A 19,024-nucleotide genomic window follows, 5' to 3' on the forward strand; every position below is an offset into this window, starting at 1 on the left:
TTTACAGCCCGAGCGTGTCTTTCACAAACGGGATCGTCAGCTTACGCTGCGCGCTGATTGAGGCGCGATCGAGCTGATCGAGCGTCAGAAACAGCGTGCGCATTTCGCGATCGAGGCGTTTTAACAGAAAACGGCCCACATCCTCCGGCAGCTCGAACCCGCGCATCCGCGCGCGCAACTGCAGCGCCTGGAGCTTATCGTCATCGGAAAGCGGCTGGAGCCGGTAGATTTGTCCCCAGTCGAGACGCGAGGCGAGATCGGGCAGCTTCAGGTTGAGCTGGCGGGGCGGCCGGTCGCCGGTGATAAGCAGCCGGGTATTGCCCGATTCGAGGATGCGATTGTAGAGATTGAAGATAGCCATTTCCCAGAGCTCGTCGCCTGCGATGCACTCGATATTATCGATGCAGACCAGCGAGAGTTGCTCCATGCCTTCCAGCACTTCAGGGACAAACCAGGTGCGTTTATCCAGCGGCACATAGCCGACCGCGTCTCCGCGTTGCGAAAGCTCGGCGCAGGCGGCATGCAGCAGATGGCTGCGCCCGCCCCCCTCCCGGGACCAGAAATAGATGTAGCCGCTGCGGTCGTGACGCAGCATCGTCTGGAGTGCGGCTAATAAAGAGGGGTTGTCGCCCGGCCAGAAGCTGGCAAACGTTTCGTCATCGGGCAGCCAGAGCGGCAAGGAGAGCTGTGCCGGTGTGTTCAGAAGGACCTCTTCAAGGACATACGAAAAAACGCATTGAGTCTATCACACAATCGCTTCGCTGTTGAACCGGGCGGGCAGCGCCGCCCGGCAGGAGGATCAGTGCGGCGATTTTTCGCGCTCGTCAGCGTCAAGCACCGTCTCTTCAGGGCGCAATACGTTGATAATTTTGAAAATCAGGCTCAGCGCCACGCCGACGATCGTCGCCAGCGCCATGCCTTTGAGCTCGGCCGCGCCAATATGCACTTTCGCGCCGCTGACACCGATGATCAGGATGACTGACGTCAGGATCAAGTTCTGCGCCTTGCTGTAGTCCACTTTGGATTCAATCAGCACGCGAATACCGGAAGCGCCGATCACGCCGTAGAGCAGCAGCGAAACGCCGCCCATCACCGGCACCGGGATTATCTGGATCGCCGCCGCCAGTTTGCCGACGCAGGAGAGCAAAATCGCGATGATCGCAGCGCCGCCGATAACCCAGGTGCTGTAGACGCGGGTGATCGCCATGACGCCGATATTCTCGCCATACGTCGTGTTCGGCGTGGAGCCGAAGAAGCCCGAGATGATCGTCGAGAAGCCGTTAGCGAACATTGAGCGATGCAGACCCGGATCGCGGATCAGATCTTTTTTGACGATATTCGCCGTCACCACCAGGTGCCCGACATGCTCGGCTATGACCACCAGCGCCGCAGGCAGAATGGTGAAGATGGCAAACCACTCAAAGCGCGGCGTGTAGAACGTCGGCAGCGCGAACCAGTGGGCATTGGCAATCGGCGTGGTATCCACAACGCCCATCGCGAAAGAGAGCGCATAGCCCGCCAGCACGCCGATGAGAATCGGGATGATGGCAAGGAAGCCGCGGAACAGCACCGAGCCAAATACCGTGACCGCCAGCGTCACCAGCGAAATAGTAATGGTGGTCGAATCCGCCGTCTGGCCTTCCGCAGGCAGCAGGCCCGCCATATTGGCGGCGACGCCCGCAAGCTCAAGGCCGATAACGGCGACAATCGCGCCCATCGCGGCAGGCGGGAACATCACGTCGAGCCAGCCGGTGCCCGCTTTTTTCACAATCAGCGCCACGATGCAGAACAGCGCGCCGCAGACGATAAACCCGCCAAGCGCCATCTCGTAGCCGAGCGGCAACAGCAGCAGCACCGGGGAGATAAAGGCAAAGCTTGAGCCCAGATACGCCGGGATTTTGCCTTTACAGATAAAGAGATACAGCAGCGTTCCGATACCGTTAAACAGCAGCACGGTAGCCGGGTTGATATGAAACAGGATGGGCACCAGCACGGTTGCGCCAAACATGGCGAACAGGTGCTGCAAACTAAGCGGGATAGTCTGTAAGAGCGGCGGACGTTCACTTACCCCGATAGCACGGCGCGTCATAGCGTTTTCCTCAAGAGTGTTGATGTGTGATGTTTTAAGTGTGGGACCAAAAAAAAGCCGACTAATAAGTCGGCTTAATGTTTATTTCGTACCAAATATTTTATCGCCCGCATCGCCGAGGCCCGGGATGATGTACCCGTGCTCGTTAAGCCCCTTATCGATAGACGCGGTGTAGAGTTCGATATCCGGGTGCGCTTTCTCCAGCGCCTTGATGCCTTCCGGCGCGGCGACCAGAACCAGCACTTTGATGCTGGTGCAGCCCGCTTTTTTCAGCAGGTCGATGGTGGCGATCATGGAGCCGCCTGTCGCCAGCATCGGGTCGACAACCAGCGCCATGCGCTCGTCGATATTAGAAACCAGCTTCTGGAAATACGGCACCGGCTCCAGGGTTTCTTCATCGCGATAAACGCCGACCACGCTGATGCGCGCGCTCGGGACGTTCTCCAGCACCCCTTCCATCATGCCGAGACCGGCGCGCAGAATAGGCACAACGGTAATTTTCTTGCCTTTGATCTGCTCGATTTCCACCGGGCCGTTCCAGCCTTCGATGGTCACTTTTTCGGTCAGCAGATCCGCCGTGGCTTCATAGGTCAGCAGGCTGCCCACTTCAGAGGCGAGTTCACGAAAACGCTTGGTGCTGATGTCATGCTCGCGCATCAGGCCCAGCTTGTGTTTAACCAGCGGGTGCTTCACTTCAACGATCTTCATTCTCTTTCTCCCCAGCAAGATGGCAACCACAAAAAAAATCGCCGGATTATACCGCTTTTTGCAGGCTGCGCCATACGTAATGGGCTTGATCGGGATCAACCGAACAGAAGTCAGTCATCTTATAAGTGTGTTTTATTCCGCGCAACAAGGGCTCGCAAACGTTTGCCTGGACTGTTAGAATTGCCGCGATTTCTCTACTACCACCAACCGCAACCGCGTGGGGACTTTAGCAGTGACCGACAAAACCTCTCTCAGCTATAAAGATGCCGGTGTTGATATTGATGCTGGTAACGCTCTGGTCGACCGTATCAAAGGCGTCGTGAAAAAAACCCGTCGTCCGGAAGTCATGGGCGGCCTGGGCGGCTTCGGCGCCCTCTGCGCGCTGCCGCAGAAATACCGCGAGCCGGTACTGGTCTCCGGGACGGACGGCGTCGGCACCAAGCTGCGTCTGGCGATGGATCTGAAGCGTCACGACACGATCGGCATCGATCTGGTGGCGATGTGCGTTAACGATCTGGTGGTACAGGGCGCCGAGCCGCTGTTCTTCCTCGATTACTACGCGACCGGCAAGCTGGATGTGGATACCGCGGCGAGCGTGATTAACGGCATCGCCGAAGGCTGCCTGCAATCCGGCTGCGCGCTGGTTGGCGGCGAAACGGCGGAAATGCCGGGCATGTATCACGGCGACGACTATGACGTGGCCGGTTTCTGCGTCGGCGTGGTGGAAAAATCAGAGATTATCGACGGCTCGAAAGTCGCCGACGGCGACGTGCTGGTGGCGCTGGCCTCCAGCGGCCCGCACTCCAACGGCTACTCGCTGGTGCGTAAAATTCTTGAAGTGAGCGGCGCGGACCCGCAAGCCACCGAGCTTGACGGCAAACCGCTCGCCGATCACCTGCTGGCGCCGACCCGCATCTATGTGAAGCCGGTTCTGGAGCTGATTGAGAAGCTGGAGGTTCACGCCATCGCCCACCTGACCGGCGGCGGCTTCTGGGAAAACATTCCGCGCGTGCTGCCGGACAACACCCAGGCGGTGATTGATGAAGCCTCCTGGCAGTGGCCGGCGGTCTTCAACTGGCTGCAACAGGCGGGCAACGTCAGCCGTCATGAGATGTACCGCACCTTTAACTGCGGCGTTGGCATGGTCATCGCCCTGCCAGCCGCAGAAGCGGATAACGCGGTAGCCCTGCTCAACAGCCTCGGCGAAACCGCGTGGAAAATCGGCGCGATTAAAGCCTCCGATGCCCAGGAACGCGTGGTTATTGCGTAATGAAGCGCATCGTAGTGCTGATTTCCGGCAGCGGCAGTAATTTACAGGCCATCATCGACGCCTGCGCGCAGAAGAAAATCAACGGCGTGATTAGCGCCGTTTTCAGCAACAAGGCCGACGCGTTCGGCCTTGAGCGCGCCCGTGAAGCCGATATTCCCGCCCATGCGTTAAGCGCAGCCGATTTTGCCAGCCGCGAGGCGTTTGACCGCGAGCTGATGCAGGAGATAGACGCCTACGCGCCGGATCTGGTGGTGCTGGCGGGTTACATGCGCATTCTGAGTCCGGCCTTTGTGGCGCGCTATGAAGGACGACTGCTGAATATTCACCCTTCCCTGCTGCCGAAATACCCAGGGCTGCATACGCATCGTCAGGCGCTCGCCAATGGCGATGACGAGCACGGCACGTCGGTGCATTTTGTCACGGACGAGCTGGACGGCGGCCCGGTGATTTTACAGGCCCGCGTTCCGGTCTTCCCCGGCGACAGCGAAGAAGACGTCACCGCGCGCGTTCAGGCGCAAGAGCATGCCATCTACCCGCTGGTGGTGAGCTGGTTTATCGATGGCCGCCTCGCGATGCGCGAGGGCCGCGCCTGGCTGGACGGGCATCCGCTCCCGCCGCAGGGTTACGCTTCTGACGAGTGATTAAAGGGCCGAAAGGCCCTTTATTTTTTCTCTCCCCTGCCGTTAATTCCATCATCGGCACGGAAAACTTGCTCGGCAACATCACGGTTTCACAGGCTTTTTTGCCGCTTTCTCGAAAGCCTGCGGATAACTGTCATACTTTTCTGGCACAGTTGGACAGAGCATGACAAAGCTCGCCATAATAACCCCGAGACGGATTTGCCACGTCCCGAGTTAATCAACCGGAGTGTGAGTAGTAATGGGTCAGGAAAAGCTTTATATCGAAAAAGAACTGAGCTGGTTATCGTTCAACGAACGCGTATTGCAGGAGGCGGCGGATAAAACCAACCCGCTTATCGAGCGCATGCGCTTTCTGGGCATCTACTCCAATAACCTTGATGAATTTTATAAGGTCCGGTTTGCCGAGCTTAAGCGGCGCATTATCATCAGCGAAGAGCAGGGTTCTAACTCCCATTCGCGCCACCTGCTGGGCAAGATCCAGTCGCGGGTGCTCAAGGCGGATCAGGAGTTCGACGGCCTGTATAACGATCTGCTGCTGGAGATGGCGCGTAACCAGATCTTCCTGATTAACGAACGCCAGCTTTCTGAAAATCAACAGGTGTGGCTGCGCCACTACTTCAAACACTATCTGCGCCAGCACGTCACCCCGACGCTGATTAATCGCGACACCGATCTGGTGCAGTTCCTGAAAGACGATTACACCTATCTGGCGGTCGAAATCATTCGCGGCGAATCCATTCGCTACGCGTTGCTGGAGATCCCGGCCGATAAAGTGCCGCGCTTCGTGAATCTCCCGCCGGAAACCCCGCGCCGCCGCAAGCCCATGATCCTGCTGGATAACATTCTGCGCTTCTGCCTGGATGACATTTTCAAAGGCTTTTTCGATTACGACGCGCTGAACGCCTATTCCATGAAGATGACGCGCGACGCGGAATACGATCTGGTGCATGAGATGGAATCGAGCCTGCTGGAGCTGATGTCCTCAAGCCTCAAGCAGCGCCTCACCGCCGAACCGGTGCGTTTCGTCTACCAGCGCGATATGCCGGACGCGATGGTCCAGATGCTGCGCGAAAAGCTCTCTATCTCGCGCTATGACTCCATCGTGCCGGGCGGCCGTTACCATAACTTTAAAGATTTCATTAGCTTCCCGAATGTCGGCAAAGCGAATCTGATCAACAAGCCGCTGCCGCGCCTGCGCCACATCTGGTTCGATCAATTCCGCAACGGCTTTGACGCCATTCGCGAGCGCGACGTGCTGCTCTACTACCCGTATCACACATTCGAGCATGTGCTGGAGCTGCTGCGCCAGGCGTCGTTCGACCCAAGCGTGCTGGCGATTAAAATCAACATCTATCGCGTGGCGAAAGACTCGCGCATTATCGACTCGATGATCCACGCCGCGCATAACGGCAAAAAAGTGACCGTCGTGGTGGAGTTGCAGGCGCGCTTTGATGAAGAGGCGAATATTCACTGGGCGAAACGGCTCACCGAAGCGGGCGTGCATGTGATCTTCTCGGCGCCGGGCCTTAAGATCCACGCCAAGCTGTTTCTTATCTCGCGTAAAGAGGGTGACGACGTGGTGCGCTACGCGCATATCGGCACCGGCAACTTTAACGAGAAAACCGCGCGCCTTTATACCGACTACTCGCTGCTGACCGCCGACGCGCGCATCACCAATGAAGTGCGCCGGGTATTTAACTTTATCGAGAACCCCTACCGGCCGGTGAGCTTCGACTACCTGCTGGTGTCGCCGCAAAACTCACGCCGTCTGATGTACGAGATGATCGATCAGGAGATCGCCAACGCGCAGCAGGGCCTGCCGGCGGGGATCACCCTTAAGCTGAATAACCTCGTCGATAAAGGCCTGGTGGACCGGCTCTATGCGGCTTCCGGCTCCGGCGTGCAGGTTAACCTGCTGATCCGCGGCATGTGTTCGCTTATTCCTCAGCTTGAAGGCCTGAGCGATAATATTCAGGTCATCAGCATCGTGGACCGCTATCTTGAACATGACCGGGTCTATATTTTCGAAAATGGCGGCGATAAACGCGTTTATCTGTCGTCTGCCGACTGGATGACGCGTAATATCGACTACCGCATTGAGGTGGCCGCGCCGCTGCTGGACCCGCGCCTGAAACAGCGCATTCTGGATATTATTGATATCCTGTTCAGTGATACGGTGAAAGCCCGTTATGTGGATAAAGAACTGAGTAATCGCTATGTGCCGCGTGGCAATCGCCGCAAAGTTCGCGCACAATTGGCGATTTACGATTACATAAAATCTCTGGAACAGCCTGAATAATCTATGCCGATAACTTCTGATGCTCCACGACCGGAGGAATTTGCTGCGGTCGATCTCGGCTCTAACAGCTTCCATATGGTGATTGCCCGTGTGGTGGATGGCGCCATGCAAATCATTGGTCGTCTGAAACAGCGCGTACATCTGGCCGATGGGCTGGATGAAAATAATATGCTGACCGAAGAGGCGATGGAGCGCGGCCTCGCCTGCCTCTCGCTGTTCGCCGAGCGCCTGCAGGGCTTTTCCGCGGCTAACGTCTGCATCGTGGGCACCCACACGCTGCGCCAGGCGTCGAACGCCACGGATTTTCTGCGTCGCGCGGAAAAGGTCATCCCCTACCCGATTGAAATTATCTCCGGCAATGAAGAAGCGCGTCTGATTTTTATGGGCGTGGAACATACGCAGCCGGAGCGCGGACGCAAGCTGGTTATTGATATCGGCGGCGGCTCGACGGAGCTGGTCATCGGCGAAGATTTCGAACCGCAACTGGTGGAAAGCCGCCGTATGGGCTGCGTCAGCTTCGGGCAGCATTTCTTCCCGAACGGCGAAATCACGCCGGATAATTTCCGCCGCGCGCGGCTCGCCGCCGTGCAAAAGCTTGAAAGCCTCGCCTGGCAGTATCGTCTTAAAGGCTGGACCGTGGCGCTTGGCGCTTCCGGCACCATCAAAGCCGCGCATGAAGTGCTGGTGGAGATGGGCGAAAAAGACGGATTTATCACGCCGGATCGCCTCGATATGCTGCGCGATGAGGTGCTGAAATTCGGCCACTTCTCCGCACTCACCCTGCCGGGTCTGTCGGAAGAGCGTAAAGCCGTGTTCGTGCCGGGACTCGCTATCCTGTGCGGCGTGTTCGACGCGCTGGCCATTCGCGAGCTGCGCCTGTCAGACGGCGCGCTGCGCGAAGGCGTGCTCTATGAGATGGAAGGCCGTTTCCGCCATCAGGATATCCGCATTCGCACCGCCCAGAGCCTCGCCAACCAGTACCATATCGACAGGGAACAGGCGCACCGGGTGCTGGATACCACCATGCTGATGTATGAGCAGTGGGAACAGCAGAACGCGAAGCTTGCGAACCCGTCGCTGGCGGCGCTGCTGAAGTGGGCGGCGATGCTGCATGAGGTCGGGCTTGGCATTAACCACAGCGGGCTGCACCGCCATTCGGCCTACATTCTTCAGAACAGCGATCTGCCGGGCTTTAATCAGGAACAGCAGATGATGATGGCGACTCTCGTGCGCTATCACCGCAAGGCGATTAAGCTCGATGAGCTGCCGCGCTTTACGCTGTATAAGAAAAAGCAGTTCCTGCCGCTGATCCAGCTGCTGCGCCTCGGCGTGCTGCTGAATAATCAGCGCCAGGCGACCACGACGCCGCCGACGCTGGTGCTGAACACCGATGAGAATCACTGGACGCTGCGTTTCCCGCACGACTGGTTCAGCCAGAACGCGCTGGTGCTGCTGGATCTCGAACGCGAACAGCAGTACTGGGAAGGCGTCACCGGCTGGAAGCTGAATATTGAAGAAGAAGCGAGCCCGGAAGTGGCCGCCTGAAACGCGAAACGGTGAGCCTGGCTCACCGTTTTTTTTACTCCCGCGTCGCCGTTTCCGGTTTTGCCGCGATAAGCGACTCCAGCGGCTGCGGTTTGCCAATCACATATCCTTGCAGATAATCGATCCCCAGCGAACAGGCCACGTTTTTTATCTCTTCGCTTTCGACATACTCCGCCACCACCTGCATGTTCTTCATCCGCGCCAGATGACACATCGATTCGACAATCTGGTAATCCAGGCTGCTGGTCACTATATTGCGAATAAAGCTGCCGTCGATTTTTAAAATATCGGCGTTAATGCTTTTCAGCCGCGCGTAGCTGGCGTAGCCGGTGCCGAAATCGTCAATCGCAATGCGACACCCCATCGCGCGCAGCCGCGAGAGCGTCACCTGCGTCTGTTCCACATTGGTGAACGACTGGCTTTCGGTGATTTCGAAAATCAGCTGCCAGGGCTCGACGTGATAACGCGCCAGCAGCCGCTGGACCTCGCCCGGAAACGGCACGCGGCAGACGGTGGCGGGCGTGAGGTTAATGGAGAAACGGCTGGCGGGCAGCTGTTCGCGCCACTCGTCCATAAATTTCAGCGTGCTTTCCAGCACCATCAGGTCGATACGCGACGAGAGGCCGAACTCATGCGCCACCGGCAGGAAAATCTCCGGCGCGATAAGCTCACCGTCATCGCCGCGCATACGCAGCAGGATCTCGTAATAACTGTCGCCGCGCATCCCTTCGATCCGCTGCGCCATCAACCGGAAGTGATGGTTATCCAGCGCCTGCTGCAAGCGGTTAAGCATATCCACTTTCAGCTTCACGGCTTTCTGCACATGGTTTGCGCCGCGACACTGGAGACTTTCAGGCTGATTAGTGGCAAGCGACAGATCCGCCATTGTGCTCATTTCGCCAAGCAGCAGATGCAGATGCGTGACCGGCGAGCGCACAAAGCTGTAGCTGATGCCGACCTGCGGCTGCAACGGCATGCCGTCCCATATAAAGCGGAACTGCCGCACGCGTTTATCCAGCGCGTCGATACGCTCAAGGTACGACTCGGTATGAATGCGCAGCACCAGGTCGTGCCCGGAGAGCTGATACGCCAGCTCATCCGGCAGCAGGCTCTGGCGCAGCCACGCCGCCATCTGCTGCTTGTAGAGAATACGCAGCATGACGCCATAGTTACGTCCGAGCAGCTCAAGCTCGGGAATACGCATAAAGCACAGCACCGACCAGGGCGCTTTGCCGAGATCCCGGTTCAGCGCCCGCAGATTCGGCATGTGGCTTAGCGGGTCGATCAGCGCCAGACGACGGCCGCGCAGATGCATCGCGCGCTGGCGGGTGGCGGTCAGCGCCATAAAGACGATCACCAGTGAAAACACGCCGTAGCTGGAGGTATTTATCACCATCTGGGTTTCGTAGCCGGGCACCGACGGGAAATAGAGATAATAGTAGTGGCACAGCAGCGCCAGCACCGGCGTCCAGGCCGTGGTGATAAAGAAATAGCCGAAACGCATCGCGCCCCACAGCATTACGGGCAGCAGCAGCGAGAGCGTATAGGTGGTGCTGAACAGCGAGCTGTTATCGCTCGTCGGCTGCACCAGGCAGCCGAGCAGGAACAGAATAATGCCAAGCCAGATAACCACTTCCGCTTTGCTGACTTTCTTATCGCGCTGCGCCCGCGCCTGGGACAGAAAGCTTTTCAGGTAGCGGGGATGGCGCAGTACGCGAATGAGCAGATAGAAAAATGGCATGCCCGTAAGGCAACCGACCAGCACGGCCTGATAGCTGATGAGCGTCAGCACCGTAAAAGGGTTGTCGCCCGTCAGCGAAGTCGGCCGCTCATACAGCCCGAGAAACGCGGCTATCTGGTAAAAGAGCATAAACACCGACGCGTTGAAAAACACCAGCCAGAACATACGCTGCGAACCGCTGCGTGCGTGCCACCAGGAAACGGCATGCTGACCCGGCGCGAAAATGCGGTAGCCCGCCCAGCTCAGCATGGTCGGCACGAAAAAATTCAGCAGCGTGACAGAGAGATCTAACAGCCCGACGTTGCGGTGATAATAGACCACGACGCCAAGGGCGATGCCGGGCAGCGCGCGGCGGCCATAAATCATAATCAGCGCGCTAAGCAGCGACAGCGGCAGGTAATAAAGCACCACCAGACCGCCTTCGATATGCACGTAGGTGTTTCCGGCGCGTGCGAGCGGTAATAACAGCAGCGGCAATACCAGCGGCAGGGCCCACCATTTGTCTTTATTTTTCTTCAGTATTTCAACCGATAACATAGATGCTCGATACCAGAACCCCGTTCCCGGGAAAGAATTTCAGGCAGGCATCCGACCTGGCTGTTGATAAGCGCGACAGACCGGAGCCGGACGCGGTGCGGTTAGCCAATCTTAGCCACAGGAAACCGCTTTCCATTGATATACATCAACTTATACAGCCGCACCAGACAGGAACCGGCATTTGCAGAAAAAGACCTTTATCGCTTTATTCATCAACTGCTTAAATCCATTAATAAAAAACAGATTCGGCGGATCCGTACGGAATTTTACATGATGAATAATTGACCTCTTCGTCTCGCTGTGCCTTAATATTTACGTCGCCCGCAGTTGACGGGTAAACCTGAAGGGTAAAGGCGTGTCACAGGCCACCAGCATACGAAGACGGGACAGATTTAACGGTCGAATGACCCGTATTGTACTGCTTATCAGTTTTCTTTTCTTCTTTGGTCGCTTTATCTACTCCGCCGTCGGCGCGTGGTATCACCACCAGGATAAAGTCCAGGCCCAGCAAATCAGCATGCCTCTCGACGCCTCCTCGCAGCCACAGCAGCCGCGCTAGTGTCTTAAGCTCCCCTTGCGACGCCAGAAAACGCCCGCAATCGATGATGAGCGGGCGTTTTCAGATACGCGCAAACAGTACGGGCGTAATGAGCTCTGGTGAACTGATTAGTAGCGACTGGTAATAACCCCGGCAATAGCGTTCAATAGCACTTTCAGCGCAGGGCCGAAGACGTATGGTATTGCAATTGTGACAGCCAGCCGATATTCATCACAATAGTCGTTAATGCCGGGATTATCTCCCGATAAGAATGTCCGAGTATCTGCTGCGATGCATGGCGAGAAAGATAATGCAAATATATTCGTGGGCATTCAGGAGAGACGCTCGTGGAAATTTAAATCTCCCCCCATAAACTCCATATCCGCCGCAACTGAATAGCGTCTATCCGGGCTTTAGGCAAAGGCGAAGTATTATTAAGCGATTATCAACCAGCCACTAATCCGCCATTAAGCATTTCCTGCAAGGGAAATTTTTAATAACGCGAAAACATTATATCAGATGAAAGTTAATCTGCCTTTCTATGCACAAGAGTCGGCATCTTGCAATGTATTTCTCCCCTCCTGATCTACGTAGATTGCAGTTTATAAGACATACCATGTAGTCTTATCTGCTACTGCGCAATCCTTCGCGCACCTTCATGCCATGACGCACCGTGTCATTAATCCCATGGCTGACTTTTAACTTGTCATAATATTTTTCATGAGGAAGAGAATGGCTGAAATTGCGATTGAGGTGACTGATGTGCAGGTTTTGGAACAATTAGAATCACTTAGCAAAGATGCTGATGGTTTTTCTTCAGAGCACCAGGGAATTGATGGCGTTCAACTTTTTACGGCGGTGATGACGCTCGGACCATTGGTGATCAATGGTGTCGTCAAAATTGTCCTGGCGCAGATTGCCGCAAAGAAACATGTACGCGTCATTGTGGATGGTACTGAGATCCGCGGGGTGAGCGAAAAAACGCTTATGGATATCCTCAACAGCAAAGTTGACAACCAGCCCCGCAAATAGCCGATGAATAAAATGCCGCCGATTGACCGGCTCATCTCAGCGACGCGTCTTAACGTCACAGCAAGGGTCACCCCAAAATTATATGAAACGACGATACTGCGCCTGAAGTTTATAGCGGAGCAGCTGGGGTTGCCTCTCGATGTCAAGGTCGTGTATTCATCGTCACGCAGGGTTGAACACGTTACCGTATCCGGCATGGTCTGGTTGATTTACGATCAGTACCTGGGGCAAACGATGAATATGCTGAACAGGCTTTTCATTGAGGCGGAGGATGCCCGCCCATCGCTTGTCTATTTGCACAAAGTACTGGCGGAGCGGCTTGTTGAAGTTGGACAGTTTGCTAATGCGTTACATTGTGCTTCGGCATATCACTCCTCGCGTGAAGTATTACGTTCCCGATCTTCAGACTACGCCTGGCGTAATGTGTTAACAAAAACCCATGAGCGATTTTTGCTTTATCACGAGTTCGGACATCGTATTTTTTCAAATCCCGCGCTCATGCCGGTTAAACGCGAGCATGTGCAATTCCTTATTCAGCATCAGGCTCAGGTAACGCGAAGACCGCTTAAGGCGATCCTTCGGGCGATGCGCAAAGCGCCTTCTGCCGCGCGGCATCACCAGAATCTCAAAGCTGCTATTCGCGATCTCAGGCTTGAATATGAATCTGAGGAAGGGCGGCATTTCAGACAAGCACAACTGTCCTCATTAGCTCAGTCACAAACTGAAGAAGAAGTGTTTTGTGACGTTTTCGCCTCAGATTTTGTACTGATAGAAGCTCTCAATGACGGTGATGATCTCATAGAAGTACTACGCGCGCTTTATGTTGGGTTCTATCACTTACAAGCGCTCGAGTATTTACGCCGATTTCCATCTCTTACGAGTGATTCGACGGACTGGCTGACTGACAATATGCCGCACATCCAATTGCGTAGTCACTGCCTGCGGGCTCACCTGATATTCCTCTACCAGACTGAGTTACGTGTCAAACAGCAGCTTGATGATAACCTCGTTGCCGACAAGGTTCGTGCTTTTGAAATTCAACTCATGGAAGATCAGAAACGTCACTACGATGTGATATATGACAGCGCAATACGTCTGTGCTATAGCTTACGACTTAATGACAAGCTCCCGGAACTGGGCAGGGAGACAATGGCGACGCTACAGGCCGGGTTGCAAGATTCACAATCAGCGTCCACACAATTACCCACGGATGATGAATTAAGGAAAATCATTCTGATTTTGACGGGTTGGCTTCCATAATGGCCATTCTTCGGATGTGAAGGTTCATCTTCGGGATATAAGCGGCGTTAGAATTAATAGATCTTATCTTCAGTACTCGCTGCAGAATGCTAAATCAGTGTGATGTATCGCGTGTCCCGTTTAATCAATCCCCTGTTCAGTATGTGTCATGCGTCAATCGTTCTACTGTAACCCTCTGCGTAAAAAACGATGATTTAATCGAATAAACGCCGCTCAGGTTATTTTATACGCTTAATACATTGCCGCAGAGTAATACCATTAATGGCTACCGGGGAGTGCTATGAAATATTCTATCGGGATTGGATGGTGCCATTGAGCGTGTCCCTAGCGTTAGTCTACTTCTGACAACAATAAAGAGCGAACGTCCGGACGTTGATTCTCGCATCTGAAAATGTGCCGTCCGATCCATGCGCCACTGTTGCCTTGTGCGCTATCACTTTGGGTTTTGGACGTAGCCACCGTCATGGTCTACAACTTACCGGGAGTTGTTTATTCGTTAATCAAACTCGACGTCCCGTTTCTTCACTATGAGGAACTGTCATTTCACCCGCTCCATCAGGAGCTTTGTCGATCCTCCAGGTTCATAAGCCCGACATACAGACGCGTTACGATTAAGGCTGTTTTACAGGACGATCCGCAGGCTCTGAGCCGCGCGGTTGCCGCTAGGCTTGATACACTCGACATTGCTGTAACGACTATTCTTAATGACGGATTTCTGGAGTTACCTGAAGGGGACGCGCCTGTTGTGCTTCCTGATGCGGCATTTCAACGACACGTTGGCCCATACTTACGCAAGGAATTAAACGATGCCCCATTCTGTCGAGTCCTTCCCTGTTCACGTTCCGCAGGCACAGCTTGATGACCTGGCTGAACGTCTGGCGCAAACCCGGTGGCCTGATCCGCAAACCGTATCCGACCATAGCCAGGGGCCACAGCTCAATCAGCTTCGCGCTCTGGTTGACCACTGGCAAAACGGGTATGACTGGCGCATCACTGAAACCCAACTGAATGAGTGGAACAGCAGCCGAACCGAAATCGACGGCCTCGGCATACACTTTCTGCATATTCGCTCCCCGCACCCCGATGCCCTTCCCTTGCTGATGACGCATGGATGGCCAGGCTCCATTCTTGAATTCAGGGCCATGACAGGACCCCTTACCAACCCGACAGCCTATGGAGGACAAGCCTGCGATGCGTTTCATTTGGTTATCCCTTCGCTTCCGGGTTTTGGTTTTAGTGATAAACCCTCTTCACCCGGATGGGGCGTAGCTAAAACAGCCCGAGCCTGGGCACAACTCATGGAACATTTGGGATACGGTCAGCGTTGGGCCGCCCAGGGGGGTGACTGGGGCGCAGCCGTCACCACTGCACTTGGGCATATGCGTCCGCCGGGTCTTATTGGTATTCATCTGAATATGGTGATGTACCAGCCAACCGAGGATGAAATCGCGCAGGCCACACCTGAGGAGCAGCGCATGCTGGCTGATGCTCAACGCTACGAGCGCGAGCTTTCGGGCTATATGAAGGTGCAAAGTACGCGTCCCCAGTCAATAGGCTTTGCTCTGTCAGACTCTCCCGTTGGACTGGCCGCATGGATATACGCCCTCTTTCAGGACGCGTCCGACAGCGCAGGAGAACCTGAGCGGGTCATCGACATCAATGCCCTGATTGATGACATCATGCTCTATTGGTTGCCGAATGCCGGACCAAGCTCCGTTCGTTTCTATTGGGAAGGAAGAAACGAAATGCAAACGCAAAGCCCTGCCCCGGTCATGTCTGTTCCAGCGGGCGTAAGCATGTTTCCCGGCGAGTTACTACGCCTCTCCCGGCGCTGGGCACAGGCGCGTTTCGCCGATCTGCGATTTTTCGCAGAAGCTGAACGCGGCGGCCACTTCGCCGCGATGGAAAACCCGACCACTCTCGCCGGGCATATACGTGAGACATTCCGGTTACTGCGTTGACAAGCTCTTAAATGGTCTGCAATCGCGCGATTGAACCATTAAGCCGTTACGATGCCATTCCCTGGCCGATCGTCATGCCGGGGCAACACCTTCTTTTCATGATGGCGGAGTCACTGACAAACCGAGCACGATATTAACATCTCTTCTGGTGGCATCAGCGCACGCGAAAAAAAGCCCGCATTATGCGGGCTTTAAATATGGATACAATATGATCTCAGATGAGGCTTATTCCCACTCAATCGTCGCTGGCGGTTTACCGCTGATATCATAAACCACACGGGAAATGCCGTTGATTTCATTGATAATGCGGTTGGAAACACGGCCCAGGAAATCGTACGGCAGGTGCGCCCAGTGAGCGGTCATAAAATCGATGGTTTCCACCGCGCGCAGTGAGACGACCCAGTCATACTTACGGCCATCGCCCATCACGCCAACGGAGCGCACCGGCAGGAATACCGTGAACGCCTGGCTCACTTTGTCGTACAGATCCGCACGACGCAGCTCTTCGATAAAGATAGCGTCGGCGCGGCGCAGCAGATCGCAGTACTCTTTTTTCACTTCGCCCAGTACGCGAACACCCAGACCTGGCCCCGGGAACGGGTGGCGATAGAGCATGTCATACGGCAGGCCCAGCTCCAGACCAATCTTGCGCACTTCGTCTTTAAACAGCTCTTTGAGCGGCTCGACGAGGCCCATTTTCATCTCTTTCGGCAGGCCGCCCACGTTGTGGTGAGATTTGATAACGTGCGCTTTGCCGGTGGCAGACGCCGCGGATTCAATCACATCCGGGTAGATGGTGCCCTGCGCCAGCCATTTCACATCTTCCAGCTTCAGCGCTTCTTCATCGAACACTTCCACGAATACGCGGCCGATGGTTTTACGTTTGGCTTCCGGCTCATCAATACCCGCCAGCGCGTCAAGGAAGCGCGCTTCCGCCGGAACGTGAACGATGTTAAGGCCAAAGTGGTCGCCGAACATATCCATCACCTGCTCGGCTTCGTTCAGGCGCAGCAGGCCGTTATCGACAAACACGCAGGTCAGGCGGTCGCCAATCGCGCGGTGCAGCAGCATTGCGGTGACGGAGGAGTCCACGCCGCCGGAGAGGCCCAGAATCACGCGATCGTTGCCCACCTGCTGACGAATACGTTCAACCGCGTCGTCGATGATTTTCGCCGGCGTCCACAGCGCTTCGCACTCGCAGATGTCGCGCACGAAGCGCTCCAGCATACGCAGGCCCTGGCGGGTGTGGGTCACTTCCGGGTGGAACTGCACGCCGTAGAAGCGTTTTTCTTCGTTCGCCATAATCGCGAACGGACAGGTTTCGGTGCTGGCGACGGTCACGAAATCAGACGGAATGGCCGTCACTTTATCGCCGTGGCTCATCCAGACATCCAGCAGCGGGTTGCCGTCGGCGCTCAGCGCATCTTCAATACCGCGCACCAGCGCGCTGTCGGTTTTGACTTCTACCTGCGCATAACCGAACTCACGCTCGTTAGAACCTTCCACATGGCCGCCCAGCTGCATCGCCATGGTCTGCATGCCGTAGCAGACGCCCAGTACCGGCACACCGGCGTTAAAGACATATTCCGGCGCGCGCGGGCTGTTCTCTTCCGTGGTGCTCTCCGGACCGCCGGACAGGATAATCCCGTTCGGATTAAAGCCGCGGATTTGCTCTTCCGTCACGTCCCAGGCCCACAGCTCGCAGTAAACGCCCAGCTCGCGCACGCGGCGGGCCACCAGTTGGGTGTACTGAGAACCGAAGTCGAGGATAAGGATACGATGCTTATGAATGTTGTCCGTCATTGACGCGTTTTCCAGAAAGTAGCTGATACAAAGTAAACGCCCGGCGCGAACGCCGGGCGAAGAAAATTAAGAACCCATACGGTAGTTCGGAGACTCTTTGGTGATGGTCACATCGTGAACGTGGCTTTCCTGAATGCCCGCGCCGCTGATGCGCACGAATTCCGCTTTGGTACGCAGCTCGTCGATCGTGGCGCAGCCGGTCAGGCCCATGCAGGAGCGCAGGCCGCCCATCTGCTGGTGGATAATTTCTTTCAGACGGCCTTTGTACGCGACGCGGCCTTCGATGCCTTCCGGCACCAGCTTGTCAGCGGCGTTATCGGTCTGGAAGTAGCGGTCGGAAGAGCCTTTGGACATCGCGCCGAGCGAGCCCATGCCGCGATAGGATTTATACGCGCGGCCCTGGTAGAGTTCGATTTCGCCAGGGGATTCATCCGTGCCGGCCAGCATGGAGCCGACCATCACGACGCTTGCGCCAGCGGCGATCGCTTTGGCGATATCACCGGAGAAACGAATGCCGCCATCGGCGATAACCGGAATGCCGGTGCCTTCCAGCGCTTCTACGGCGTCCGCTACCGCGGTGATCTGCGGTACGCCCACGCCGGTCACGATACGGGTGGTGCAGATGGAGCCAGGGCCGATGCCCACTTTCACCGCGCTGACGCCCGCGTCCGCCAGGGCTTTCGCGCCTGCGGCCGTCGCCACGTTACCGCCGATGATTTGCAGATCCGGGTATTTGGCGCGGGTTTCGCGAATGCGTTGCAGCACGCCTTCGGAGTGGCCGTGGGAGGAGTCAATCAGCAGCACGTCAACGCCTGCGGCAACCAGCGCGTCAACACGCTCTTCGTTACCGGCGCCCGCGCCCACCGCCGCGCCCACGCGCAGACGGCCCTGCTCGTCTTTACAGGCGTTCGGTTTACGTTCGGCTTTCTGGAAATCTTTCACGGTGATCATACCGCGCAGGTGGAAGCTCTCATCCACGACCAGCGCTTTCTCAACGCGTTTTTCGTGCATTTTCGCCAGCACGACGTCGCGGGATTCGCCTTCGCGAACGGTCACCAGACGCGCTTTCGGCGTCATGTAAACGCTGACCGGCTGGTTCAGGTCGGTCACGAAACGCACGTCGCGGCCGGTAATGATACCAACCAGTTCGTTCTCTTCGGTCACAACCGGATAGCCTGCGAAACCGTTGCGCTCGGTCAGTTCTTTCACTTCACGCAGGGTCGTGGTCGGCAGTACGGTCTGCGGGTCGGTCACGACGCCGGATTCATGTTTTTTCACGCGACGGACTTCTTCCGCCTGACGCTCGATAGACATGTTTTTGTGGATAAAGCCGATGCCGCCTTCCTGCGCCAGGGCAATCGCCAGACGCGCTTCCGTGACGGTGTCCATCGCCGCTGAAAGCATCGGGATGTTCAGGCGGATGGTTTTGGTCAGCTGCGTGCTGAGATCCGCGGTATTCGGCAGAACGGTAGAGTGGGCGGGAACGAGGAGAACGTCGTCAAACGTCAGTGCTTCTTTAGCGATACGTAGCATGGGCAATATCTCAACCTGGGGTGAATGAGAACAGATAAAATATTGCCGCGGCATTATACAGAGCGTA

General features: G+C 56.0%; 14 protein-coding genes. 8 read left to right on the forward strand and 6 right to left on the reverse strand.

Annotated features, from left to right (window positions below):
• Window position 1 precedes the first annotated feature (1 nt).
• From AFK65_RS14465 to upp, 3 genes are all read right to left on the reverse strand, one after another.
• The gene (locus AFK65_RS14465) at window positions 2-703 is read right to left on the reverse strand and encodes a DnaA inactivator Hda (protein WP_015742072.1); all 702 of its coding nucleotides are present in this window, start codon (window positions 701-703) and stop codon (window positions 2-4) included.
• A gap of 96 nt (window positions 704-799) precedes the next feature.
• Window positions 800-2,089: a uracil permease gene (gene uraA / locus AFK65_RS14470; protein WP_038856537.1), complete on the reverse strand. Its 1,290-nt coding sequence runs from the start codon at window positions 2,087-2,089 to the stop codon at window positions 800-802.
• A gap of 81 nt (window positions 2,090-2,170) precedes the next feature.
• Window positions 2,171-2,797 carry a uracil phosphoribosyltransferase gene (gene upp, locus AFK65_RS14475; protein WP_007763150.1) on the reverse strand — a complete coding sequence of 209 codons (627 nt, stop codon included), beginning with the start codon at window positions 2,795-2,797 and terminating at the stop codon, window positions 2,171-2,173.
• A gap of 232 nt (window positions 2,798-3,029) precedes the next feature.
• Here upp and purM point away from each other — a divergent pair, with 232 nt between their 5' ends.
• From purM to ppx, 4 genes are all read left to right on the forward strand, one after another.
• A complete protein-coding gene (gene purM, locus AFK65_RS14480; protein ID WP_038856536.1) occupies window positions 3,030-4,067 on the forward strand; it encodes a phosphoribosylformylglycinamidine cyclo-ligase in 1,038 nt (345 codons plus the stop codon).
• Window positions 4,067-4,708, forward strand: coding sequence for a phosphoribosylglycinamide formyltransferase (purN, locus tag AFK65_RS14485; protein WP_038856534.1), 642 nt, complete (start codon window positions 4,067-4,069; stop codon window positions 4,706-4,708). The genes purM and purN overlap by 1 nt, the downstream gene beginning before the upstream one ends.
• Before the next feature lie 238 nt (window positions 4,709-4,946).
• Window positions 4,947-7,007: a polyphosphate kinase 1 gene (ppk1, locus tag AFK65_RS14490; RefSeq protein WP_038856533.1), complete on the forward strand. Its 2,061-nt coding sequence runs from the start codon at window positions 4,947-4,949 to the stop codon at window positions 7,005-7,007.
• Between the two features lie 3 nt (window positions 7,008-7,010).
• Entirely contained in the window at window positions 7,011-8,552 is a 1,542-nt protein-coding gene (ppx, locus tag AFK65_RS14495; protein WP_038856530.1) for an exopolyphosphatase, read from the forward strand.
• A gap of 34 nt (window positions 8,553-8,586) precedes the next feature.
• Here ppx and AFK65_RS14500 read toward each other — a convergent pair whose 3' ends face one another.
• Window positions 8,587-10,830, reverse strand: a complete 2,244-nt coding sequence (locus AFK65_RS14500) for a sensor domain-containing phosphodiesterase (RefSeq protein WP_007700524.1) — start codon at window positions 10,828-10,830, stop codon at window positions 8,587-8,589.
• A 355-nt stretch (window positions 10,831-11,185) separates the two neighbouring features.
• On the opposite strand from AFK65_RS14500, the gene AFK65_RS21195 reads away from it, so the two are divergent.
• From AFK65_RS21195 to AFK65_RS14515, 4 genes are all read left to right on the forward strand, one after another.
• Window positions 11,186-11,389, forward strand: coding sequence for a YfgG family protein (locus AFK65_RS21195; protein WP_071602493.1), 204 nt, complete (start codon window positions 11,186-11,188; stop codon window positions 11,387-11,389).
• A 711-nt stretch (window positions 11,390-12,100) separates the two neighbouring features.
• Entirely contained in the window at window positions 12,101-12,400 is a 300-nt protein-coding gene (locus AFK65_RS14505; RefSeq protein WP_007700532.1) for a hypothetical protein, read from the forward strand.
• A gap of 12 nt (window positions 12,401-12,412) precedes the next feature.
• On the forward strand, window positions 12,413-13,660 hold the full coding sequence (locus AFK65_RS14510; protein WP_038856529.1) for a hypothetical protein: 1,248 nt from the start codon (window positions 12,413-12,415) through the stop codon (window positions 13,658-13,660).
• A gap of 806 nt (window positions 13,661-14,466) precedes the next feature.
• Complete coding sequence (locus tag AFK65_RS14515; protein ID WP_007700540.1) at window positions 14,467-15,621, forward strand: epoxide hydrolase family protein; 1,155 nt, start codon at window positions 14,467-14,469, stop codon at window positions 15,619-15,621.
• 225 nt (window positions 15,622-15,846) lie between these two features.
• On the opposite strand, the gene guaA is transcribed toward AFK65_RS14515, so the two are convergent.
• Both guaA and guaB read right to left on the reverse strand, forming a co-directional pair.
• Entirely contained in the window at window positions 15,847-17,424 is a 1,578-nt protein-coding gene (guaA, locus tag AFK65_RS14520; RefSeq protein ID WP_007700544.1) for a glutamine-hydrolyzing GMP synthase, read from the reverse strand.
• Window positions 17,425-17,490: 66 nt separating this feature from the next.
• Window positions 17,491-18,957 carry an IMP dehydrogenase gene (gene guaB, locus AFK65_RS14525; RefSeq protein ID WP_004386985.1) on the reverse strand — a complete coding sequence of 489 codons (1,467 nt, stop codon included), beginning with the start codon at window positions 18,955-18,957 and terminating at the stop codon, window positions 17,491-17,493.
• Window positions 18,958-19,024 lie beyond the last annotated feature (67 nt).

The sequence above is a fragment of the Cronobacter universalis NCTC 9529 genome (genome assembly GCF_001277175.1).
Lineage (GTDB): Bacteria > Pseudomonadota > Gammaproteobacteria > Enterobacterales > Enterobacteriaceae > Cronobacter > Cronobacter universalis.